A 23,120-nucleotide genomic window follows, 5' to 3' on the forward strand; every position below is an offset into this window, starting at 1 on the left:
GCTGGGACATCGCCGCGCTTCATCTTTATTACCGGAACCGCACCCGGCCCCGCCGGTTCGGTGAGGTATCGCCCCAACCAGCCGAGGTGCCAGCCATGGACGTGACCCTGACCATCAATGGAGAGGCGCGGCGGCTGACGCTCGACGACCCGCGGGTGACCCTCCTCGACGCGCTGCGCCAGCATCTCGACCTGACCGGCACCAAGAAGGGCTGCGACCACGGCCAGTGCGGCGCCTGCACGGTCATGCTCAACGGCCGCCGGATCAACTCGTGCCTCACGCTCGCGGTCATGCACGACGGCGACGAGATCACCACGATCGAGGGGATCGGCCAGCCCGGCGCGCTGGCGCCGATGCAGCAGGCCTTCATCCGGCGCGACGGGTTCCAGTGCGGCTACTGCACCCCCGGCCAGATCGTCTCGGCCACTGCCATGCTCGAGGAGCTGCGCGAGGGCTGGCCGAGCGCCGTCTCGGACGACCTTGGCGCGCCGTCGCTCTCGGACGAGGAGATCCGTGAGCGGATGTCGGGCAACCTCTGCCGCTGCTCGTGCTATCCCAACATCGTGGACGCGATCCGCGACACCGCGGAGGCATCCGCATGAGGCCGTTCTCCTATCAGCGCGCCACCGCCCCGGCCGAGGCGCTGGCCGCGCAGGGCCGCTTCATCGCCGGGGGCACCAACCTGCTGGACCTGATGAAGCTGCAGATCGAGACGCCAAAGGCGCTGGTCGACATCAACCACATCGGGCTGGACGAGATCGCGGCGGACGGCGAGGGGCTGCGGGTCGGCGCGCTGGTGCGCAACGCGGCGCTGGCGGCGGATGATCGGGTGCGGGCGGACTGGCCGCTCTTGTCGCGGGCCATTCTCGCGGGGGCGAGCGGGCAGATCCGCAACCGCGCCACCACCGGCGGCAACCTGTTGCAGCGCACCCGCTGCCCGTATTTCTACGACCTCGACACCCCCTGCAACAAGCGCGAGCCGGGCACCGGCTGCGCCGCCCGCGGCGGGTTCAACCGCAACCTCGCCATCCTCGGCGCCTCGCCCGCCTGCATCGCCACCTATCCCGGCGACATGGCCGTGGCGCTCGCCGCGCTCGAGGCGGTGGTCGAGATCGACGGGCCGCAGGGCCCCCGCACCCTGCCGCTGGCCGAGTTCCACCGGCTGCCCGGCGACACGCCCGAACGCGACACCAACCTCGCCCCGGGCGAGCTGATCACCGCGGTGACCCTGCCCGCGCCGACCGGCGGGGCGCAGCTTTACCGCAAGGTCCGCGACCGCCGCTCGTACGCCTTCGCGCTGGTCTCGGTCGCCGTGGATGTCGTCACCGACGCCGGGCGCATCACCCGGGCGCGCGTCGCGCTGGGCGGGGTCGCGGCTCGCCCGTGGCGCCTGCCCGAGGCCGAGGCGCTGCTCGAGGGCGAGGCGCCGTCCGAGGCGCTCTTCGGCCGCTTCGCCGACCGGCTGCTCGCCGGCGCCGAGGGGCAGGGCGAGAACGACTTCAAGATTCCCCTGGCGCGACGCACCCTTGTCGCCGTGCTGACCGAGGCCACCAGCGGAGCGCGCGCAGCATGAGCGACCCCATCGAACTGCCCCGCAATCACCTGCGGATGAACAGCAAGGACGAGGACAATTTCTTCGACCACACCCCGCAGGGCGTGCTGACCACGCCCGCCGACCGCCCCGAGGGGCCGCTCAAGGTCACGGGCACCGCGACCTATGCCGACGAGGATCATCCGCCCGGCACCGCGCATGGCTGGTTCGTCCGCGCCCCCATCGCCAAGGGCTGGGTGACGGGCCTCAACACCGCCGAGCTGCGGGCCATGCCGGGCGTCCTCGCGGTGATCCGCGACGACCGGATGATCCGCTATCCGGCGCAGGGCGGGCAGGGCTCGTCGCCCGCGCAGGGCCCGTCCGAGATCGCCTTCGTCGGCCAGCCCATCGCGCTGGTCGTGGCCGAGACGCTGGAACAGGCGCGCGACGCGGCCTTCGCCGCCCGGCCGGTGCTGCTCGACCAGTCCGACCGCGCGACGCTCAAGGTCGGGCCCAGGGACTACAGCTCGCCCTTCTTCAAGCAGTCGGTGCAGGGCGACCTCGCCGCAGCGATGCAGGAGGCGGCGTTCACCGTCGACGACCACTACCTCACCCCCTCGATGAGCCATGCGGCGATGGAGCCGCACGCCGCCACCGCCTGGTGGGACGGCGACAAGCTGACGGTGCGCGGCAGCTATCAGATGCTGCGCTCGAACGCGGCGGAACTGGCCGACGCGGTGGGGGTCAGCGCCGACAAGGTGCGGATCCTGTCGCCCTATGTGGGCGGCGGGTTCGGCGGCAAGCTGGGCATCGGGCACGAGGCCGTGGGCGCCGCCATCGCGGCGCAGAAGCTCGGCCGCCCGGTCGCCATCGCGCTGCATCGCCGCAACGTGTTCGAGGCGACGCACCGCCGGTCCGAAAGCCGCCAGCGCATCCGGCTGGCCGCGGGCCCTGACGGGCGGCTGACCGGCATCGGCCACGACGCCTGGGTGACGACCATGGCCGGGGCCAGCTTCTCGGAGCCGGTGACGCAGGCCACCCCCTTCACCTATGCCGGCGAGAACCGCCGCATCGGCCACCACATCGCCTCGGTCAACATCACGCCCCCCGGCTCGATGCGCGCCCCGGGCGAGGCGATCGGCGTGCCAATGGTCGAGATCGCCATGGACGAGCTGGCCGAAAAGGCCGGCCTCTGCCCGGTCGAGCTGCGGCTGCGCAACATCCCCGACAAGGACCCGTCGTCGGGGCGGCCGTTCAGCTCGAACCGGCTGGCCGACTGCCTGCGGCGCGGGGCCGAGACCTTCGGCTGGGCCGACCGGCCCGAGCCGGGTACCCGGCGCGAGGGCGAGTGGCTGATCGGCATGGGCATGGCCTCGGCCGTGCGGGTGAACCTGCTGGTGAACTCGACGGCGGCGGTGGTGCTGCTGCCCGACGGCACCGCGCGGGTCGAGACGGACATGACCGACATCGGCACCGGCAGCTACGCCATCCTGACCCAGATCGCCGCCGAGGCGCTGGGCCTGCCGCTCGACCGCGTGACGACGGTGCTGGGCGACAGCGCGCTGCCGCCCTCGGCAGGCTCGGGCGGGTCGTTCGGTGCGGCCTCGGCCGGCAGCTCGGTCCTGCTGGCCGCGCAGGCGGTCCGGGCGCAGATCGCCGAGCGGATGGGGTGCGAGCCCGACGAGCTGACGCTCAAGGACGGGCAGGCCATCGCCCTCAACCGCAGCCGGGCGCTCGCCGACATCCTCGCCGGCGACACGCTGCGGGCCGAGGGCGAGATCGACCCCGGCGCCACGCTGCTGACCACGCGGCAGGCAAGCTGGGGGGCGCAGTTCGCCGAGGTCGCGGTCAGCCGCGTCACCGGCGAGGTACGGCTGCGGCGGCTGTCGGGGGTGTTCGCCACCGGCCGCATCCTGAACGAGAAGACCGCGCGCTCGCAGTGCATCGGCGGGATGATCTTCGGCATCGGCTCGGCGCTGCACGAGGAATCCGCCCGCGATCCGCGGGACGGGCATTTCGTGAACCGCGACCTGGCCGAGTACCACATCCCGGCCAACCTCGACGTACCGCATATCGACGTCGAGTTCCTCGACGACCGCGACCCTTATGCCAACCCGATGGGCGCCAAGGGGATCGGCGAGCTGGCGTGCTGCGGCACCGCCGGGGCGATCGTCAACGCCATCACCAACGCCACCGGCAAGCGCTTCCGCGAGTTCCCGGTGACGCTGGACAAGGTGCTGGCCGAGCTCGACTGAGGCCCCCCCGGCCGACATGGAAAAGCCGGCCGTGAGGCCGGCTTTTTTCGTGGCGCAGGGATGGGGGATCAGCCCGCCATCGCCTCGACCCGCACCGGGGTGCCCTTGTAAGCCGGGGTCTTCGACATCTCGTCGTGCAGCGCCAGCGGCACCAGCGGGTTCGTCTCGGGATAATAGGCCCCGACGCAGCGGTCGGGCATGTCATAGGCGGTGACCGTCAGCCCCTCGACCACGCGGGCGTGGCCGTCGTCGTCGGCGGCGCAGACCAGCCGCGCCTTCTGCCCCTCGGCCAGCCCGGCGCGGGCGATTTCCTCGGGGTTCATCAGGACGATCATCCGGTCACCCGACAGGCCGCGCAGCCGGTCCTCGAGCCCGTAGACGGTGGTGTTGAACTGGTCGTTCGAGCGCAGGGTGATCAGCGTATACTCGTCGTCGGCCAGATCGCGTCCCAGCCCGGAAAGCTGCGGCGGCACGGTGAACTGCGCCTTGCCGCTGTCGGTCTTCCACACCCGCTCGCGCGCCTTGTTGCCCTTGTAGAAGCCGCCGGGCGCGTGCATCCGCGTCTCGTAATCGCGGAACATCTCGGGCCACGTCTCTTCGATCAGGGCCCGGATGCGGGCATAGTCCGCGATCCAGTCGTCCCAGCGCACCTTGGGATTGGGCGCCAGCGTCGCCTTGGCGATCCCCGCCACGATCGACGGCTCGGACAGGATCGACGGCGCCGCGGGGGTGATCGTTCCGAGCGAGGCGTGGATGTGCGAAAGCGAATCCTCGACCGAGACATACTGCGGGCCCGAGGTCTGTTCGTCCTCTTCCGCCCGCACGATGCAGGGCAGCAGATAGGTGGCGCGGCCGGGCACGAGATGGGTGCGGTTCAGCTTGGTGGCGATGTTCACCACGAGGTCGAGCCCGCCCCACGCCGCCTCGACCCGGGCGATGTCGGGCATGGCGCGCACGAGGTTGCCGCCCAGCGACAGCACCGCCCGCACCGAGCCGTCGATGACCCCTTCGGCCACCTCGACGGTGGTGCGGCCGGTCTCGCGCGGGGGGTCGAAGTCGAACATTTGGGCGAGCTTGTCGAGCGGCACGAGCTCGGGCCGCTCGGCGATCCCGACGGTGCGCTGGCCCTGCACGTTGGAATGGCCGCGCACGGGCGAAATGCCCGCCCCCGGCCGGCCGATGTTGCCGCGCATCAGCAGCAGGTTGACGAGCGCCCCCAGCGTCTTGCCGCCGTGGACGTGCTGGGTCAGCCCCATGCCATAGACCGCGATGGTGGCCGGGGCGCGGGCGTAGAGCGTGCCCAGGTCCTCGATGACCGCGCGCGGAAGCCCGGTGTGCGCCTCGATCTCGGCCCAGTCGGCGGCGCGGGCGTGGACCGCGACATCCTCGAACCCGGTGGTGTGCTCGGCGATGAAGTCGCGGTCGATGATCCCGCCCTCGGCCTCGTCGAGGTCGAGCACCCGCTTCACCATCCCGGTCAGCAGCGCCATGTCGCCGCCCGGCCGGATCTGCAGGTAATGGTCGGCGATCTCGGTCACGCCGCCCAGCATCTGCGTCAGCCGCTGCGGGTTGCGGAACCGCAGCAGCCCCGTCTCGCGCAGCGGGTTCAGCACGATGATCCGGCAGCCGCGCTCTTTCGCCTTCTGCAGGTTGTGCAGGAACCGCGGGCTGTTCGACCCGGTGTTCTGGCCCAAAAACAGCATCAGGTCGCAATGCTCGAAATCCTCGAGCGTGCACGTGCCGACGGGCGAGCCGATGAACTCGGCCAGCGCCACGCTGGTCGTCTCGTGGCACATGTTCGAGCTGTCGGGCAGGTTGTTGTGCCCGTAAAGCCGGGCGAAGAGCTGCCACAGATAGGACGTCTCGAGGCTGGCGCGCCCCGAGGCGTAGAACACCGTGTCCTTGGGATTCATGGGCTTCAGCGCGGCGCCGATCTCGGCGAAGGCGGTGGCCCAGTCGATCTCGACGTAGCGGTCGGTGGCCGCGTCATAGCGCATCGGGTGGGTCAGGCGGCCGGCGCGCTCAAGCTCGAGGTCGGTCCAGCCGCGCAGCTCGCTCACCGTGTGCCCGGCCATGAAGTCCGGGCCGCAGCGGGCCTTGACCAGATCCCAGATCGTGGCCTTGGCCCCGTTCTCGCAGAACTCGACGATATGGGGGTTCGCGGGCTTGGCCCAGGCGCAGGACGTGCACATGTGCCCGTCGTTCTTGTTCTGGCGGCGCAGCGTGGCCAGCATGTCGAGGGTCAGCCCTTCGGCGCCCGCGACATGGCCCATCCCTTCGAGCGAGCCCCAGCCGCCGGCGGTTCCGTCGAAATGGGCGGTGTCGTCGCGCTGGTCGGCGGGGGTGTCAGCCATGGCTCATGTCTCCGATTGCGGTGTCGGTCGGTTCGTGGATGGGGCAGCGGTTGGCGCGCTCGCGGAACCCGGTCGAGAAGAGATAGGCGTCCCGCCGGGCGCGATTGATCGCGCCCAAGGGCTGGTGCGCGGCCAGCCCGGTCCAGACCGAGAACCGCAGCCGGTCGTCGGCCGCCCGCGCCGCGGCCGCGTCGAACGAGGGCTGCGCCTCGACCCGCAGCCGGGCCACGGGCAGAAGCGGGCTCTCGTCCTCGGGCCATTCGACGCGCGGATCCTCGACCGGCATCGTCTCGGGGTCGCGCATGAGCTGGGCGCACAACTCCCACGTCATGGCGCCGGCGCGGGTGTCGCGGTCCATCGCCGCGCGGATCGCGTCGGGGTGGCCGATGGTGGCGATCTCCTCGCCGCTGTGGCGGGTCAGCGTGTCCGACACCGGCACCAGTGCGTATTTCGCCACGTAGTCCCCGTGCCGGAAGGGCACGGTCGAGAAGTAGCGCTCGCCCAGCGGATGGACGTTCAGCGCCCCGCCGAAGCTCTTGAGCGCCCGGCTTTCGAGCCCCACGGCCTCGATCCCCCGCTCGACCGTCCGCAGCGTGAGCGAGAGCGCCTTCTTCGCCCACTCCAGCCGGTCGGTGGTCAGCGCGAGCAGCTTGAGCGAGCGGGCGAAGTCGGCCGGGTCGGGCGAGGCGAACACCGGCGCGTTGACCATCAGGAAATCCTGCGCGTCGCCCTCGGCCCCGGGCAGGCGCGGCCCCTCGACCCCCAGCACCTTGAGCGCGATGCCGCGGGGCAGCGAGATGCTGTCGTCCAGGACGTCGCCGGGGTTGGTCGAGACGCGCAGGATCGCCGGGTGGTCGCCGGGCGTGGCGAACATCCCCTGCGCCAGTTCGGGCGGCAGGTCGGGCAGGACTGACAGCGTGCCGGTGAGATAGGCGTGGGCCTTGGCGTGCACCGCGCGCAGGCCGCGACCCTCGTCGCGCAGCGTGGTGGCAAGGATCGTGGCCAGCCCTTCCTCGACCGCGGTCAGCCCTTCGGCCTCGTCATCGCGCAGGGTTTCGAGGTCGGGCGAGTAGCGCAGGGCCGGTTTCATGGCGGCAGTCCTTTTCGGGGGGAGGCTTCAGGGGGTCTGCGGCGAACCGCCTGCGCCGGGACGGGGTTCCGCACGACCGTGCGTCCCTTGCCCCCGAGGGTTGCAGTTTTTTGGCAAGCGTGTCCACTCTATCCGGGCGACGTGCGGGTTGCGCGCGGCGCGGGGCACCGGCACGATCAAGCGCTGGTCAGGCCCCTGATCCGCCTCACGGGCCGCCATCCCGCCGGGCTCATGCCCCCGCCGGGCCGCAGCCCCTTCGACAGCAAGAGGATGCCCCGATGAGCAAGACCCTCCGCACCGCGCTCGCCACCGCGCTGACCGCCACGCTGGCCGTGAGCGCCGCCCTGCCGGCCGCGGCGCGCGACATCGTCGTGTCCTCGAAGATCGACACCGAGGGCGGGCTGCTGGGCAACGTCATCCTGCTGGCGCTCGAGAATGCCGGGCTGCCAGTGCAGAACCGGCTGCAACTCGGCGGCACGCCCATCGTGCGCGACGCGCTGCTGTCGGCGCAGATCGACATCTACCCGGAATACACCGGCAACGCCGCCTTCTTCCACAATGAGGGCGAGAGCCCGGTCTGGAAGGACGCGGCCAAGGCCTATGCCCGGGCGGCCGAGCTGGACAAGCCGAAGGAGCTGATCTGGCTCGACGCCGCGCCCGCCAACAACACCTGGGCGATCGCCGTGCGCCGCGACGTGGCCGAGGCCAACCACCTTGGCACCATGTCCGAGTTCGGCGCCTGGGTCGCGGGCGGGGGCGAGGTCAAGCTGGCCGGCTCGACCGAGTTCGTGACCTCGCCCGCCGCGCTGCCGGCGTTCCAGACGACCTATGGCTTCAGCCTTACCCCGCAGCAGCTGGTGCAACTGTCGGGCGGCGACACCGCGGCCACCATCGCCGCCGCGGCGCGCCAAACTTCGGGCGTCAACGCCGCGATGGTCTATGGCACCGACGGCGGGATCGAGCCCGCGGGCCTCGTGGTGATGGAGGACGACAAGGGCGTGCAGCCGGTCTATCAGCCCGCCCCCGTGGTGCGCGCCGCGGTGCTGGCGGAATATCCGGCGATTGCCGAGGTGCTGAACCCGATCTTCGCGGGCTTCGACCTTGCCACGCTGCAACAGCTCAACGCCCGAATCCAGGTGAACGGAGAGCCGGCCGATGCCGTCGCCCGCGACTATCTGCAGGGCAAGGGCCTGATCAAGTGAACCGCGGCGCGCCGGCCGCCCCGCGCCGGGGCCTGACCGGGTGACGACGATTGCCGCCGAGGGCGCGCGCGGGGCAGCCCGCGCGTTGAGCCTGCCGGGCACGGTCGCCGCGGTGATCGGCCTCGTCGGGCTGGCGCTGCCCTTCGCGCAGTTCCGCCCCAACCGGATCGCCGCCGGAGAGGCGGTGGGCCTTGCCGGCGCGCTCGGTCCGGCCGGCGCCCTCGCGCTCGCGGGCTTCGCCGTCGTCCTGCTCGCCGCCGTGAGCCGGCGCCTGCCCGGGGGGTGGCGCGCGGGCTTGGGCGGGGGCGGCGTGATCCTGGCGGCGCTGGCGCTGGGCCGGGTCGCCGCCACGCTGACCGCCGAGGCGGGGGCGCTGTCGCGCGTCGGGCCCGGCGCGGGGTTCTGGATGCTGCTGCTGGCGCTCGGGCTCATCATGGCGGACGGGGTTCACCGGCTGGGGCCGGGGCCGCGCGGGCGCTGGGCGCTGCTGATCCTCGCCGTGGTGGCGGTGGGGGTGCTGGTCGGGTCGGGCGCACTCGACCAGGTGTCGGTGATGCGCGAATACGCCGTCCGCGCCGCGCAGTTCCAGCGCGAGGCGCTGCGCCACCTTCTGCTCGCCTTCGCCTCGCTGGGGGCGGCGCTGGTGGTGGGGCTGCCGCTCGGCATCCTGGCCCACGCGGTGCCGCGGCTCAGGGCCGGGGTGCTGGGCGCGCTCGACGTGGTGCAGACGATCCCGTCGCTGGCGCTCTTCGGGCTGATGATCCCGCTGTTCGGCTGGGTCGCGGCCAACGTCCCCGGCGCGGCCGCGGCGGGCATCGCCGGGATCGGCGTCTTTCCGGCGCTCGTCGCGCTGTTTCTCTATTCGCTGCTGCCGGTGGTGGCGAACATGGTCGTGGGCCTCGACGGCGTGGCCCCGGGGGTACGCGAGGCCGCCGCCGGTCTCGGGATGACCCGCGCGCAGGCGCTGTGGCAGGTGCATCTGCCGCTGACCCTGCCGGTGGTGCTGGCGGCGGTGCGGATCGTGCTGGTGCAGAACATCGGCCTTGCGGTGATCGCCGGGCTGATCGGCGGCGGCGGGTTCGGCACCTTCGTCTTTCAGGGGCTGAACCAGACGGCGATGGACCTGATCCTGCTCGGAGCGCTGCCGACCATCGCGCTGGCGCTGGTGGCCGGGATCGCGCTCGACATCGCGGTGGCGCAGCTTGACCCCGCGCGGGCCGGGGCCGGTACCGGGGACGGGGCAGGGAGCGGATCGGAGCGCGGATGATCGAGATCGAGCACCTGACCCGCCGCTACGGCCCGCGCACGGTCGTCGACGACGTGTCGATGACCGTGGAACGGGGCCGCATCTGCGCCCTCGTCGGCACCTCCGGCTCGGGCAAGACCACGCTTCTGCGGATGATCAACCGGCTGGTCGAGCCGACCGCCGGCCGGGTCCGCATCGCAGGCGAGGATACCGCGACCATCCCCGGGCCGCTGCTGCGGCGGCGGATCGGCTATGCGATCCAGGGCCACGGGCTCTTCCCGCACCGCACCGTGGCGCAGAACATCGCCACCGTGCCGCGCCTGCTCGGCTGGGATGCGGCGCGGACCCGCGCGCGCGTGGACGAGCTGCTCGAGATGTTCCAGATGCCGCCGACCGAGTTCCGCGACCGCCTGCCGCACGCGCTGTCGGGCGGGCAGCAGCAGCGCGTGGGGGTGGCGCGGGCGCTGGCCGCGCGGCCCGAGGTGCTGCTGATGGACGAACCCTTCGGCGCGCTCGACCCGGTGATCCGGGCCAAGGCGCGCGACGACCTGCGGCGGGTGCAGCGCGAGCTGGGGACGACGCTGGTGATCGTCACCCACGACATGGCCGAGGCGGTCGAGCTGGGCGACCGCATCGCCGTGATGGATGAGGGGCGGCTGCTGCAATACGCCACCCCGCACGAGGTCGTGACCGCCCCCGCCACCGGCTTCGTCCGCGAGCTTCTGGGCGCGGGCGAGCGGCCGTTCCACCTGCTCTCGCTGGATCAGGTCGCCGGGATCGTCGAGCCGGGGACCGCCGACGGCCCGCCGCTCGCGCCCGGCACGAGCCTGCGGGACGCGCTGTCGGCCTGTCTGTGGACCGGCCGTGCCGCCCTGCCGGTGGTGGGCGGCGGGGTCGTGACGCTTGACGCCCTGCGCCGGGCGGCGGCAGGGGGCGAGGTGAGGGGCGACGGAGAGGCGGCCAGCAGTCCGGCGCCGGCGGGGGAGGCGCCCGGCGCCGCGGGCGGGGCCGGCGCCCCTGACCAGCGCGCGCCGCGATGACCCGTCGGTTGGTCCTCGCAGTGCTCGCGCTGCTGCTGGCGGGGTTTCTCGCCGCGCCGCAGGTCTTCGCGCCGCTGCTCGCGCCGCTTGCCGCCAACAACGCGCCGGCGATCTATACCCAAAGCAGCCTGCTGGGGCTGACGCTCTCGCATCTGGGGCTGGTCGCGGCGGCGGTCAGCGCCTCGGTCGCCGTGGCGCTGGGGCTGGCGATCCTCGTCACCCGTCCGGCGGGCGCGGAGCTTCTGCCGCTGGCCCGCACCATCGCCGCGGTGGGGCAGACCTTTCCCCCCGTCGCGGTGCTGGCGCTGGCAGTGCCGGCCTTCGGCTTCGGCAGCGGGCCGACGCTGCTGGCGCTGTTCCTCTATGGCCTGCTGCCGATCTTCGAGAATGCCATCGCCGGGCTGACCGGCCTGCCCGCCCCGGTCCGCGAAAGCGCCCGCGGTGCGGGGATGACGCCGGCGCAGATGCTGTGGCAGGTCGAGCTGCCGCTGGCGCTGCCGACCATCCTTGCGGGGGTGCGGGTCTCGGCGATCATCGCGCTCTCGACCGCGACCATCGGCTCGACGGTGGCGGCGCGGACGCTGGGCGAGGTCATCATAGCGGGGCTCCTGTCCTCGAACACCGCCTATGTGGTGCAGGGGGGCGTGGTGGTCGGCGTCCTCGCCGTGCTGATCAGCAACCTCTTCCGCGAGATCGAACTGCGGCTCGTCCCCGCCGCGACCGACTAGGCGGCCGCGCCGGGGTCCAACAGACGACGCCGCTCAGGCGGGGCCGGCCTGCCAGCGCGCGAGGGCCGCGGCGAGGCCGGGGTCGAGCGTGCGTGCGCCGCCCGCGGGGTCGTGGCCCATCAGCCCGTTGGGGCACAGCCGGTCGTCGTCCCAGCCCGGATGGTTGGCGACGGGGTAGAGGCACAGTCCCTCGACCCGCGCGCCGCGGCGGCGGGCGCGCGCCGTCTCGGCCATGACGTAGTCCAGCCATGCGCCGCGGCGATGCCCCTCGGTCCCCGTCTCGGCGATCACCAGCGGCCGGTCATAGCGCGCCGCGACCTCGACCAGCAGGTCCGAGAGCGGGCGATAGATCGGGTCGTCCACGTCGATCGGCAGGCCGCCGTGGATCCACTGGTTGTTGAAGTAGTAGTTGACCCCGACCAGATCGAGCCACTCCTCGCCGCCGCCGATCTGCGGCCAGATGCGGCCCGAGATCAGGTCGAAGGCCTGGAACTGCGCGTCGTGCCAGCCGTGCGCCTCCCACAGGGGGCGGCCGGTCCAGCCGGCGTGGTGGATGGCGATCAGCGGTTCGGCCATCAGGAACCGCGCCCGCGGGTCGATGGCGCGCAGCTCGGCCGCCGCGGCCAGCCACGCGCGGGCGAGCTGCACCTTGAGCTCGAACCCCCGCCCGGCGGCGAAGGGGTTGAGGTAGCGCGCGTCCCCCCCGGCCCACGAGAAGAAGCTGACCTCGTTCACCGGGCACCAGAAGGGCACGGCGTCGGTCAGGCCGCGGACGTGCTGGCCGACCGCGCGGGCGAAGGCGGCGAAGCGGGTGACGAAGGCGGGCGACCAGATGTCGAGATCGTCGGGCCAGCCGTAGTGCAGCAGGTCCCAGACGATCTGGCTGCCGCTGTCGCGGGCCGCCTCGACCATCGGGGTGAGGCTCGCAAAGTCGTAGCGGCCCGGCGCCGTCTCGATCAGGTGCCAGCGCGCCGCGTCGCGGCAGGCGCGGATGCCCAGCCCCTCGAGCTGCGCATAGTCCTGCGCGGCGTGGGTGTCGTGGCCGGTCGCGGCGAGCACGTCGAGCCGCCGCCCGTCGCGGCGGCGGTGGGTCGAGCTTTCCCAGCCGCCCAGCACGAAGCTGTCGAACGTCGCGGGCGGCGGGGCAGGGGGCTGCTCGGCCAGAACCTCGGTGAAGAGCCGCTCCCACTGCGGAACCACGACCTCGGCGGAATAGCTGGCGACGACATGGGCCCTGAGCCCCGCGCCCAGACGCGCGCGCAGGGCCGCGTCGCCCGCCAGCCGGCGGATCGCGGCGGCGACGGCGGCGGGGTCCTCGTGGGGGACGAAGAGGCCGGTCTGCCCGTCGGTGATCTGCTGCAGCGCGCCGTTGTCGGGGGTGGCGATGACGGGCAGGCCTGCGGCCCCCGCCTCGGCGATGACGTGGGGCATCCCCTCGCCGCGCGAGAGCCAGCAGAAGACGTCCATCGCGGCCAGCAGTTCGGGCACGTCCTTGCGGTCGCCGGTGAAGATGATCCGGTCGCCCAGCGGCGCGGCCAGCCGGCGCAGCTCGTCGGCATATTCGGGCATGAAGGCGTCCGGGCCGCCCACGACCACGAACCGCGCCTGCGGCAGGTCGGACAGGCTGAGGGCCGCGGCGATGAAATCCTCGACCCGCTTCTTGCGGTCGAGCCGGCCGACCCAGCCTATGAGCAGCTCGCCCTCGGCCACCCCCAGCGCGGCGCGCATCGGGGCGCGGGCGGCGGGGTCGAACTCGGCCAGGTCCACCATCGAGGGGATTTCCAGCGCGTGCTGCGGCCGGTCCGCCATCCGCCCCGCCGCTGCCGCGCGGATGCTGTCGCAGACGCCGACATAGCGGGCGGTGTGGTGCTTCGGCCCGGCCAGCGCCTCGCTGACCAGCCCGCCGTGCTCGATCAGCGGCGGGCGCAGCGCCAGCCGGTCGAGCGCGGGATAAATGTCGGCCACGTTCTGCGAGGATACGACGATGTCCGCCCCGGCGATCTTGCGGCGCAGATAGTCGATCGTGTCCTCGAAGCTGAGGCCGTAGGCGGTGGTGTCCACGTGGACGCCGAGCGCGCGGAGCTGCTCGTGGCTCAGGTCGGGCATCCCCTCCTTGCGGAAGCAGGGGATCACGTCGATGCGGTAGCGCGTGCGGTCGAGCGTGCGGGCGAGCAGCCGCACCTCGGTCTCTTCGCCGCCCACGACCAGCCAGGCGAAGACCCACAGGATGCGGATCTTGCCGGCGTCGGGGTGCGGCTCGGGGATGCGGCCGTCGGCCAGCGCCGCCGCCGCCGCGCGGTCGTCCAGCTCGCGCTGGCTGGGTGCGCCGGCCCCGTGGTGGGCCGGCTGGGTGTCGGCCGAGGCGGGGGCCGGGGTCAGTTGGGCCGCCTCGGCCTCGGTCAGGGGACGATGCTCATTCATGGGCGAACACGACCTGCAGGAACTCGGGCCGGTCCGCGACGAGGTGGCGCAGGAAGCCCGGGGCGTCGTCATAGGGGACGACATGGGTGACCATGTGCCGGCGGATCGCGTCGCCCTCGGCCTGAAGCAGGCGGATGGTTTCCTGCGCGAGCCGGCGCTGGTCCCAGGCGTGGGCCACCGCGCGGGGCATCCGGTTGATCTGCGCGCAGCGCAGGTTCAGCCCGTTGTGGTGGAACTCTTCGCCCAGCCGCAGGCCGTCCATGCCGCCCTGATAGAAGGCGAGGTCGATCACCGTCCCCTGCGGGCGCAGCGCCTGCAGGCAGCGGTTGAGGCTGTCCGAGCGTGCACGGGTCTGGAACACGAACTCGGCCCCCCGGCCCCCGACCTTGTGGCCCCAGGACTTGGCGTGGTGCACGGCCTGGTCCTCGTCCATCGCCTCGAACCCCATGGCGCGGGCGATGTCCTGCCGGAAGGGCGAGGGGTCGACGACGACGATCTCGGACGCGGCCCCCATGCGGGCGAAGAGCGCGCAGAAGAGCCCGACCGTGCCGCCGCCCCAGACGAGCACGCGCCGCCCCTCGACGCCCGCGCCGAGGAACGGGACCGCGGCGCCGAACTGGTCGGCATCGGCGTGCAGGATGCCGTTGGCCGCGATCGGCCCCATCTGCGCGACGAAGATGCCGAGAAGGGGGTCCATCCCCTCGGGCAGCTTCAGCAGCAGGTCATGGGCGGGGTGCGCGGTGTGGCCGGTCTTGTGGCCGAAGGTCGTGCCCACCACGTCGCCCACCCGGAACCCCGGCGCGCGGGCGTCGATGACGCGGGCGCTCTCCATGTAGCCGAGGAAGTTGACCGGGAAATGCGCCGACGCCTCGCCCGGGAAGAACCGGCCCAGCCCCTCGTCCCAGCGGGAATGAAGGTAGGGGTTCGTGCCCTTCATGAAGGTCAGCTCGGTTCCCGCCGAGAGGCCGGTGAACATCAGGTCCAGCCGCACCTGACCGTCGCCGGCCGGGCCCTCGTCATAGGCAAAGAAATACGGCTCAAGCGCGCGCTCGAACCCGAGCGAGCGGATGCGCCGGTGCTGGTGGGGCAATGTCGGGGCCTTACGCAGAGGCTTGACGAAAGATGGGCTGCGGGTCAGCCCGCAGCCCCTCCATCTTCACAAGAGCCCCGGTTTCGGCGGACCGGCTGATCGCCAGCGCCACGCGATGGGTTTCCAGCGCCTCGGCATAGGGGCAGCGGATGCGGTTGTCGCGGCCCATCACGGCCTCGACGAAATCGCGGTCCTCACGCCAGACGGGGTCGCCGTCGGCGTGCCGGACCGGGCGGCCGCGGCCGGTGTCGATCATGATGTCGTGGTCGGTGATCTCCATCGCCAGCGCGTCCGAGAAGACGTGCAGCCCGACGCGGTGATTCCAGCGCAGCAGGCAGGTCGAGGCGAGGTTGGCCACCGCGCCCGAGGCAAAGCGCAGCGTCGCCGCCGTCGCGGTCGGGACCGTCAAGCCGGGGAAGTCGCCGCGCTCGCGCTGCGCGTTGAGGCCGTAGACCTCGGTCACGTCGCCGGCGAGGAAGCGGGCGGCGTCGATGATGTGGGTGGCCTGCTCGACCACCTGCCCGCCGGACTTGTCGGCGCGCCACCACCATTCCGGGGGCGGCGTCTGGTCGATCCAGAAGCCCTGCATCAGATGGGCGGGGTTCTGCGCCAGATGTGCGCGCGCCTCGTCCATCGTGTCGAGATAGCGCCAGTGATAGCCGACGGCGGTGATCAGCCCCGCGCGCTCGACCTCGGCCGCGATCTCCTCGGCGAGTTCGAGGTCCAGCGACAGCGGCTTTTCGACGAAGAACGGCAGGCCCCTGGCGATGCAGGCGCGCTCGGCGTCGCCGTGGGCGAAGGGCGGGATGCAGATGTAAACGGCGTCGAGTTCGGCCTCGGCCAGCATTGCCTTGTGGTCGGGATAGGTGGTGGCGCCCATGCGGCGCGCGGCCTCGTCGGCGCGGCCCTGGTCGGGGTCGGTCACGGCCACGACCGAAACGTCCGGCATCGTCTCGAGAACGCCGAAATGGCGGTGGGCGATGCCGCCCGCGCCGATGAAGCCCAGTCGTATCCGGTCCATAAGTCCCTCGTGCCTGCGACGCGCCGCGGCGCGCCAGATGGTGATGGTGTCGGCCGCCATGCGGTCGGCGGTGAAATGACGGTTGAGCCGCGCGCGCTGCGCCTGCGCGACGGCGGCGCGGGCGGGGGCGTCGGCCAGTGCGGCGGCCAGCGCCGCGGCGAGCGCGCGGCTGTCGCCGGGCGGGGTGAGCCAGGGGTGGTCCGGTCCCAGCGCCTCGGTCGTGCCGCCGATGCGGGTGGCGACGACCGGCAGCCCGGCCGCCATCGCCTCGAGCACGACGAGCGGCAGCCCCTCGAAGGCCGAGGGCAGGACCAGCAGCGTGGCCTGCGCCATGCGCGCCGGCACGTCCTCGCACCGGCCGTGAAACCGCACCGCGGGGCCGAGCCCCAGCCGGTCGGCGAGGCGCTTGAGGCGGGGGCCGAGCGGTCCGTCGCCCACCATGTCGAGCGTCGCGTCCACCCCCGCGCGGCGCAGTCGGGCCAGCGCGAGCAGCAGGGTGGTGGGGCGCTTCTGCGCGGTCAGCCGGCCGACGCAGAGGAGGCGCGGGGCGAAGCCCTCCGGCGGGTCCTCGGGCTGAGCCGCAGGCTGCGGCGGAGCCTCGACCGCGATGCCGTTCGGGATCGCCGCGACGGGCAGGGCGGGGCCGCTCATCCCGGACAGCGCCCGGCGCCAGCCCGCGGCTGCGGCGCGCGAGACGGCGATCACGGCATCGACGCGGCGCACCGCCTCGGCATAGTCGGCGATCTGGCCCACGTCGGTCAGCAGCCACGGAAGATGCTCGGTGCGCACCACCGCCGCCCCGGCCTCGGCGGCGGCGTGGGTCAGGCCATGGCCTTCCCACCCGATGCCGGCGTGGACGTGGACCAGCCGGGCCCCGGCCATGGCCGCGGGCCAGCCGTCCTCGGCCACGACCTGCGCGGCGAGACCCTGCGCCCGCGCCTCGTCGGCCAGCCTTTGGCCCGCCGCATGGTCGGGAAAGGCCAGCGCCACGCCGACCCCCCGCGCCCTTGCGGCGGCGGCGAGCAGCAGCATATGCCGCCCCACGCCCGAAGGCTCGGGGCTGTCGGTGGCGAGCAGCACCTCGACCTCAGGCTGGGCCGGCATCGTTCAGCCCCCGGCCGCCGCCTGGGCATGGGGCACCGCGGCGGCCAGCCGGGGCGCGAGGCGGCGATGGATCGCCAGCGCCTGACCGACCACCTGGTCCATGTTGTAATAGCGGTAGCTGCCCAGCCGCCCGGCGAAGATCACCCCCGGCTCGGCATCGGCCAGCGCCTCATACCGCTTGAACAGCGCCTGGTTCTCGGGCCGCGGGATCGGGTAGTAGGGATCGCCCGTGTCCGAGGGGATCTCGTAAGTGATCGAGGTCTTCGGATGCACCTGCCCGGTCAGGTGCTTGTACTCGGTGATCCGCGTCCACGGCACGTCCTCGGCCGGGTAGTTCACCACCCCCACCTCCTGAAAGCGGCGGCGGTCGTGGGTCTCGTGGCGGAAGCTCAGGCTGCGATAGGGCAGGTGCCCGAAGCGGTGGCCGAAGAAGGCGTCGATCGGCCCGGTATAGACCGTCAGCGGCCCCCGGTCGGCGGCGGGCAGCTCATGGAAATCCTGCCCGAGTGCGAGGTCGATGCGGGGGTGGTCGAGCATCCGCTCGAACATCCGCGTGTAGCCGTCGCGCGGCATGGCCTGGAAGCTGTCGGTGAAATAGCGGTCGTCGTCCGAGGTCCGCGTCGGCACCCGCGCCGTCACCGAGCGGTCGAGCTGGCTCGGGTCCAGCCCCCATTGCTTGCGGGTGTAGCCCTGAAAGAACGTCTCGTAGAGCGCCGTGCCCACCGCGCTCACCACCACGTCGCGCGAAGTGCGGATGTCGGCCACCGGCTCGGCCAGCGCGGCGAGGAAGGCCTTGGCGTCGGCATCCGTCCTGAGCCCCGCGCCGTAAAGCGCGTTCAGCGTGGTGCGGTTGATCGGCATCGGCACCCGCGCGTCGCCCACCTGCGCCAGCACCCGGTGCTCATACGGGTGCCACGCGGTGAAGCGCGAGAGATAGGCCACCACCTCGTCGCTGTTGGTGTGGAAGATATGCGGCCCGTAGCGGTGGACGAGGATGCCCGCCGCGTCGCGGTGGTCATAGGCGTTGCCGGCGATGTGGTCGCGCTTGTCGACGACCAGCACCCGCTGCCCCGAGGCCTCGGCCAGCCGCTCGGCCAGCACCGCCCCGGCAAAGCCCGCGCCGCAGATCGTCACGTCGTACTTGCGCGCGCCGCGGCGCAGGCCGGGGGCGGGAAAGCGGTCTGCGGGCGGGCACGGCGCGGCCCGGCGGCGCACCGCGCGGTCGAGATGCGCGGCCATGCCGGCGAAGGTCGTGTCCCAGCTGAGCGAGGCGAGCGCCGCGTCGGCCTGATCGCGCCAGCCGGTCTCACCCCCCTGCGCCTGCGCCATCGCCGCGTCGCAGGCGGCGAGGAAGTTTGGCCCCGGCCCGGCGATATGGACCGCGTCGAGCGTGCCGTAGTGACGCTCAACATCCCGGACCGGGGTCGAGACGACCGGCCGCCCGGCGGCGAGATACTCGGGCGTCTTGGTGGGCGAGATGAAGCGCGTGGCCTCGTTCAGCGCAAAGGGCATCAGCGCCACGTCCCAGCCGGACAGATAGGCGGGCAGCTCGTCATAGGACTTCTGCCCCAGCCAGTGCAGGTTCGGCGCCTTCGGCAGGTCCTCGGGCGCGATCTTGGCGACCGGGCCGACCATCACGATCTGCCACGCCGGACGCGCCGCGGCGAGGCCCGCGATCAGCCCGAGGTCGAGCCGCTCGTCGATGACGCCATAATAGCCGAGCCGCGGGCGCGGTAGGCGGGCCTGGTCGGCAGGCTCGGCCAGCGGCCCGCGGGCGCGGGCGAAATGGGCGGTGTCCACCGACGAGGGGAAGGCGTGGATGTTGTCGTGGCGGGTGCGCTTCGCCTCCCAGATCGACCAGCCGCCGGTGAAGACGACATCGGCCGCGGCCAAGAGCGCGGTCTCGCGCGCGACCAGCTCGGGCGGGGCAAAGCGGAAGGCCGACAGCTCGTCCATGCAGTCATAGACGACCGCCGCGGCCTCGACATGGGCGGCGACGGGCCACAGCATCGGGGTGTAGAACCACAGCACCGGCCGGCGGATGCCGGTCAGCCCGAGCATCTGGTCGAGCAGCCGCGACAGCGCCTTTTCCTGCTCGGCGGGCGTCCAGCGGTCGGGGACGCGGGGGCGGATCGACTGGACGATGGTGCCCTCGAAGGCGTGGAACTCGAGATAGGGCAGGTGGTGGCTGGTGGGGATCGCCTCTTCCCAGAACAGCACCCGGCGATGGGCGGCGAAGCGGCCGATCAGGTGCTGCGGGCGCTGGTGGACGAAATCCCAGCGCAGGTGGGAAAAGCAGATGATCGGCGGCTCGCCCCCGTCCCGTGCCGGGTCAGAGGCCAGCGCCACGGGCCGCGCGGTGTCGAGCGTCTCGCGCTCCTCGAGGGGGCGGGCGTCGTTCATGCGGCATCCTTTCCTTCCCGCGCGCGGCGGATGGCCTCGATCTCGGCGCCGAGCCGGGCGATCGAGGCAGGCCAGCCCCAGCGGTCGAGCGCGACGGGGCGCGGGTCATAATGGTCGGCGGTGTCGATCAGCCGGCGCAGCGCGGCGGCAAAGGCGGGACCTTCCGCGGCGGCGAGGCCGGTCTCGGGCGCGATGTACTGCAGCCCGCAGCTGAGGTCCGCGTTGGCCAGCACCGGCAGCCCGGCGAGCATGTATTCGGTCAGGATCGCGGGCGCCCCGTCGTCGCGGCCGCAGACCACGCCGACGCGGGCGCGGTTGATCTGGCGGTTGACCTCGTCATGCGGCATCGGCCCGACGATCTCGACGTCGAGCCCGCGCCGGGCGGCGTCGGCGCGCAGCTCGTCGGTCAGGTGGCCGTAGCCCACGACCAGCAGCGCCGTGGTGCCGGGGTTGGCCGCGAGCGCGTCGAACAGGACATGGTGGCGCTTGTAGGGCTGGGTGCAGGCCACATAGACCACGTCGCGGTCCTTGGGCGCGCCGGTCGGATGGAACGTCTCGCCCGAGGCGAACTCGGGCCCGATCGGCAGCACCAAGGTGCGGGCGCCGGGGACGCGGGCGCGGATCGCCTCGGACTGCCATTCGGCGCCGGTCAGGAACAGGTCGAAGCGGGCGGCGACGTCATCGGGGATGCGCAGCGCCGGCGCGTCGATCGAGTTGTAGATCCGCACCGCCCCCGCGCAGGCGTCGAGCAGCGCGGCCTCCACGCCCAGGCCCCAGACGCAAAGAATGTCGGGCGCCCCCGCGGCGGCCAGATGCGCCCGCGCGTCGGCCGAGCCGTAGGGCGCGGGGTGGCCGTCGGCGCGGAACACCCGCCGGGTCAGGCGCGGGCGGTCGGGATCGGGGGTCCCGGTCAGCCGCCCCGCGGCGCTGTCGGCGCGGTCGTCGTGGGCGGTCCAGCTCCAGATCTCGGCCTGGTCGACGAGGCCGGCGGCCACCGCGGCCAGGGGCAGGCGCTCGAGGTACCCGCCGGTCACGCGCGGCGGCCTGCGGTCGTCAGCGATGAGGGGAGAGGCGGCGGACCAGCCACGGCCGATCTCGGCCGAGGGCGCGCCGGGGTGCGGATCGTCGCAGAAATCCGAGATGCAGACGATCCTGTTCGGGCCTTCCCCCATCTCGCACACGATCCCGCAAACCAGATTTCTTGTAACTGTCGGCATAGGATAATGCCGGAAGCGCCACAAGCCCCGAGCGCCCGGGCAGGGCGGAGGTTCGCCGAAGCTCGGGGCCGGGCATCGGGCGGCGATGCGGCGCCGCGCGACTCGACCGGACGTGAGGGGAACAGTGACGGGTCTGGGTGGAAAAGCAAGCGTTCTCTCGCGGGCGCGGCATCCGGCCCGCCCCGCGCGAGCAGTGTCAGCGCAGGGCGTAGGCGGCCACGAACCCTTCGGCCACGTGGGTCGCGTGCGCCGCGGCGTCGAGCGGGTTGCACCCCGCCCCGCCCAGCTCGCGCTGGTGCAGCGCGGCCAGCAGGATCGGCGAGATGATGTCCATCGCCGCCATCCGCGTGTCCACCGGCCGCATCTCGCCGGCCGCGACGTGGACATCCAGCCGTTCGGCCAGCGCGGCGACGAAGGGGTCGAGCATGGTGCCGAGGAAGCTCGGCCCCAGCACCGAGGCGCTGAGCGCCTCGATCAGCCCCATCGCCAGCATCCGGGCGATGGCCGGATCGTGCAGCGCGGCGGCCGCGCGCCCGGCGGCGGCGTGGACCGAGGCCTCGAACGGTCCCTCGGGCATCCGGGTCGCGGCAAGCTGGTCCTCGGTCCCGACGGCGATGTGATGCAGCACCGCCCGCACCACGTCCTCGCGCCGGCCGAAATAGTGGCTCAGCGTCGAGACGCTGCAATTCGCCGCCGCCGCCAGTTCGCGCATGGTGGGCCACCCCGTCTCACGGTTGCACAGCCGCAGCGTCAGACGCTCGAGCAGCTCGGCCCGGCGCTTGTCATAGCTGGCGTTGCGGCTGCCGCGCGGTCTCATGGGGCAGAGGCAGGCGCGGTGGCGCGGAAGCGGGCAATGGGCATGGAGAGCGGGCGAGGTTGGGGGTGCGGTGCCTTCCTGTAAATATTTGTTTGGTCGGTGCCAAATGACAATCCTGGGGGGTGGCCGAAAGGCGGGATTCGCGGTGCGAACGCCTCGGCCAAACCGTCCGTGCGGCAACGCCGGGGAAGCGTTGCGGCAGACCATCCTTCCACCTTGATCCCGGCTGCCGCGAGCCGGCAGGCACCCGGTCGTGTCCCGCCCCGGCTCACGCCGCGTCGGGCAGCCCCTCCAGCACCGCCTCCAGCGCCGCCATGAAGGCATCGGTGTCGGCGTCGGAAAAGACCAGCGGCGGACGGATCTTCAGCACGTCGCCCGCGGCCCCGCTCGTCGAGATGAGCACCCGGTGCTCACGCATCGCGTTGACGATCCGCGCGGCGCGGGGGCCTGCGCCCTCGCCGGGCGCCGCGCGGACCTCGACCCCGATGAACAGCCCCGCGCCCCGCACGGCCCCGAGGCTGTCGTTGCGCGCGGCAAGGGCCCGGAGCCTTGCCCGGAACGCCGCACCGACACGGGCGGCGTTGGCCTGCAACCCCTCTTCTTCCAGCACGTCGAGGACCGCTGCAGCCACGCTCGCGGCCACCGCGTTGCCGCCGAAGGTGTTGAAATAGCGGGTGTCGTTGCCGAACGCGGCGGCGAGATCGTGGCCCAGCGCCAGCCCCGCGACCGGGTAGCCGTTGCCCATGCCCTTCCCCATCGAGACCATGTCCGGCACCACCCCGTGGCGCTGGAACCCCCAGAATGCCGTCCCGGTGCGGCCAAAGCCCGCCTGCACCTCGTCGGCCACGAAGAGCCCGCCGGCCGCCCGCACGGCCTGTGCCGCCGCGGCGAGCAGGTTCGGGGCGGTCTCCTCGGCATCGCCCTCGCCGTCGATCACCCCGTCGGTGCTGAAGATGCTGTCCACGATCAGCATCGCCACCCCCAGCCCCGCCGCCTCGAGCGAGGCGATGGCCGCGTCCACCCCGCGCGCGAACTCGGCCCCGGCATCCGGTCGCCGCGGATCGGGCGCCGGCACCAGACGCACCCGCGGCGAGATCGCCGCGTGGCCCCCCAGCGCGGGCGAGAAGCCGGCAACCGCCTCGGTCACGCCGTGATAGGCGTTCTCGGTGACGATGATGCCCTCGGCCCCGGTTGCGGCGCGGGCGATTCGCACGGCGAGGTCGTTGGCCTCGGACCCCGTGCAGGTGAACATCAGATGCGCGAGCGGCTCGGGCAGGGTGGCCAGCAACCGCTCGGCATAGTCGAGCGGCGCCTCGTGCAGATAGCGGGTGTGGGTGGCCAGCACCGCCGCCTGTCCGGCCAGCGCGGCGACGACATGGGGGTGGCAATGCCCCACGCCCGCGACGTTGTTGTAGGCGTCGAGATAGGCCCGCCCCGCGGCATCGTAGAGCCGCGTCCCCTCGCCGCGAACGAGATGCAGCGGGCGGTCGTAGAACAGCCGGTAGGCCGGGCCGAGCAGCCGGTCGCGGCGCTCGATCAGCCGCGCGGTCCCGGGGTCGAGCGGCGCGGCGCCGGCGACGAAGGCGTTGAGCATCCCCGCC

The 23,120-nt window shown here is 72.7% G+C and carries 16 protein-coding genes; 7 read left to right on the forward strand and 9 right to left on the reverse strand.

Annotated features, from left to right (window positions below; translation table 11 throughout):
* Positions 1-95 precede the first annotated feature (95 nt).
* Genes HGN31_RS11320 through HGN31_RS11330 form a run of 3 tightly spaced genes read left to right on the forward strand, consistent with a single transcriptional unit; the run spans position 96 to position 3,786 of the window.
* A complete protein-coding gene (locus tag HGN31_RS11320) occupies positions 96-602 on the forward strand; it encodes a 2Fe-2S iron-sulfur cluster-binding protein (RefSeq protein WP_074826078.1) in 507 nt (168 codons plus the stop codon).
* Positions 599-1,573, forward strand: a complete 975-nt coding sequence (locus HGN31_RS11325) for an FAD binding domain-containing protein (protein WP_168783246.1) — start codon at positions 599-601, stop codon at positions 1,571-1,573. The genes HGN31_RS11320 and HGN31_RS11325 overlap by 4 nt, the downstream gene beginning before the upstream one ends.
* The gene (locus HGN31_RS11330; RefSeq protein WP_168783247.1) at positions 1,570-3,786 is read left to right on the forward strand and encodes a xanthine dehydrogenase family protein molybdopterin-binding subunit; all 2,217 of its coding nucleotides are present in this window, start codon (positions 1,570-1,572) and stop codon (positions 3,784-3,786) included. Before HGN31_RS11325 ends, HGN31_RS11330 begins: the two co-directional genes overlap by 4 nt.
* A 68-nt stretch (positions 3,787-3,854) precedes the next feature.
* Here the strand turns inward: HGN31_RS11330 and HGN31_RS11335 are convergent, their stop codons facing one another.
* Complete coding sequence (locus tag HGN31_RS11335; protein WP_168783248.1) at positions 3,855-6,140, reverse strand: FdhF/YdeP family oxidoreductase; 2,286 nt, start codon at positions 6,138-6,140, stop codon at positions 3,855-3,857.
* The gene (locus HGN31_RS11340; RefSeq protein WP_168783249.1) at positions 6,133-7,230 is read right to left on the reverse strand and encodes a catalase family protein; all 1,098 of its coding nucleotides are present in this window, start codon (positions 7,228-7,230) and stop codon (positions 6,133-6,135) included. The genes HGN31_RS11335 and HGN31_RS11340 overlap by 8 nt, the downstream gene beginning before the upstream one ends.
* Positions 7,231-7,508: 278 nt before the next feature.
* Here HGN31_RS11340 and osmF point away from each other — a divergent pair, with 278 nt between their 5' ends.
* From osmF to HGN31_RS11360, 4 genes are read left to right on the forward strand one after another with little or no spacing between them, the layout of a single operon-like run.
* A complete protein-coding gene (gene osmF / locus HGN31_RS11345; protein ID WP_168783250.1) occupies positions 7,509-8,432 on the forward strand; it encodes a glycine betaine ABC transporter substrate-binding protein OsmF in 924 nt (307 codons plus the stop codon).
* 40 nt (positions 8,433-8,472) lie between these two features.
* The gene (locus tag HGN31_RS11350; RefSeq protein ID WP_244960988.1) at positions 8,473-9,699 is read left to right on the forward strand and encodes an ABC transporter permease; all 1,227 of its coding nucleotides are present in this window, start codon (positions 8,473-8,475) and stop codon (positions 9,697-9,699) included.
* Positions 9,696-10,718 carry an ABC transporter ATP-binding protein gene (locus HGN31_RS11355; RefSeq protein WP_168783251.1) on the forward strand — a complete coding sequence of 341 codons (1,023 nt, stop codon included), beginning with the start codon at positions 9,696-9,698 and terminating at the stop codon, positions 10,716-10,718. The genes HGN31_RS11350 and HGN31_RS11355 overlap by 4 nt, the downstream gene beginning before the upstream one ends.
* Complete coding sequence (locus tag HGN31_RS11360) at positions 10,715-11,446, forward strand: ABC transporter permease (RefSeq protein WP_168783252.1); 732 nt, start codon at positions 10,715-10,717, stop codon at positions 11,444-11,446. Before HGN31_RS11355 ends, HGN31_RS11360 begins: the two co-directional genes overlap by 4 nt.
* 33 nt (positions 11,447-11,479) lie before the next feature.
* On the opposite strand, the gene HGN31_RS11365 is transcribed toward HGN31_RS11360, so the two are convergent.
* From HGN31_RS11365 to HGN31_RS11390, 7 genes are all read right to left on the reverse strand, one after another.
* Positions 11,480-13,867, reverse strand: coding sequence for a glycosyltransferase family 4 protein (locus tag HGN31_RS11365; RefSeq protein ID WP_168783253.1), 2,388 nt, complete (start codon positions 13,865-13,867; stop codon positions 11,480-11,482).
* The gene (locus HGN31_RS16330; RefSeq protein ID WP_211096290.1) at positions 13,860-14,957 is read right to left on the reverse strand and encodes a zinc-dependent alcohol dehydrogenase; all 1,098 of its coding nucleotides are present in this window, start codon (positions 14,955-14,957) and stop codon (positions 13,860-13,862) included. The genes HGN31_RS11365 and HGN31_RS16330 overlap by 8 nt, the downstream gene beginning before the upstream one ends.
* Positions 14,958-14,967: 10 nt before the next feature.
* Complete coding sequence (locus tag HGN31_RS11370; protein WP_211096291.1) at positions 14,968-17,082, reverse strand: glycosyltransferase; 2,115 nt, start codon at positions 17,080-17,082, stop codon at positions 14,968-14,970.
* Between the two features lie 3 nt (positions 17,083-17,085).
* Positions 17,086-19,485 (reverse strand): UDP-galactopyranose mutase, encoded by a 2,400-nt coding sequence (gene glf, locus HGN31_RS11375; RefSeq protein ID WP_168783254.1) that lies wholly within the window; start codon positions 19,483-19,485, stop codon positions 17,086-17,088.
* Positions 19,482-20,657: a glycosyltransferase gene (locus HGN31_RS11380; RefSeq protein WP_168783255.1), complete on the reverse strand. Its 1,176-nt coding sequence runs from the start codon at positions 20,655-20,657 to the stop codon at positions 19,482-19,484. Before HGN31_RS11380 ends, glf begins: the two co-directional genes overlap by 4 nt.
* A 241-nt stretch (positions 20,658-20,898) precedes the next feature.
* Positions 20,899-21,519 carry a TetR/AcrR family transcriptional regulator gene (locus tag HGN31_RS11385; RefSeq protein WP_168783256.1) on the reverse strand — a complete coding sequence of 207 codons (621 nt, stop codon included), beginning with the start codon at positions 21,517-21,519 and terminating at the stop codon, positions 20,899-20,901.
* Positions 21,520-21,787: 268 nt separating this feature from the next.
* Positions 21,788-23,113 carry an aspartate aminotransferase family protein gene (locus tag HGN31_RS11390; RefSeq protein ID WP_168783920.1) on the reverse strand — a complete coding sequence of 442 codons (1,326 nt, stop codon included), beginning with the start codon at positions 23,111-23,113 and terminating at the stop codon, positions 21,788-21,790.
* Positions 23,114-23,120 lie beyond the last annotated feature (7 nt).

This window comes from Paracoccus sanguinis, from assembly GCF_012689545.1.
Classification (GTDB): Bacteria; Pseudomonadota; Alphaproteobacteria; order Rhodobacterales; family Rhodobacteraceae; genus Paracoccus; species Paracoccus panacisoli.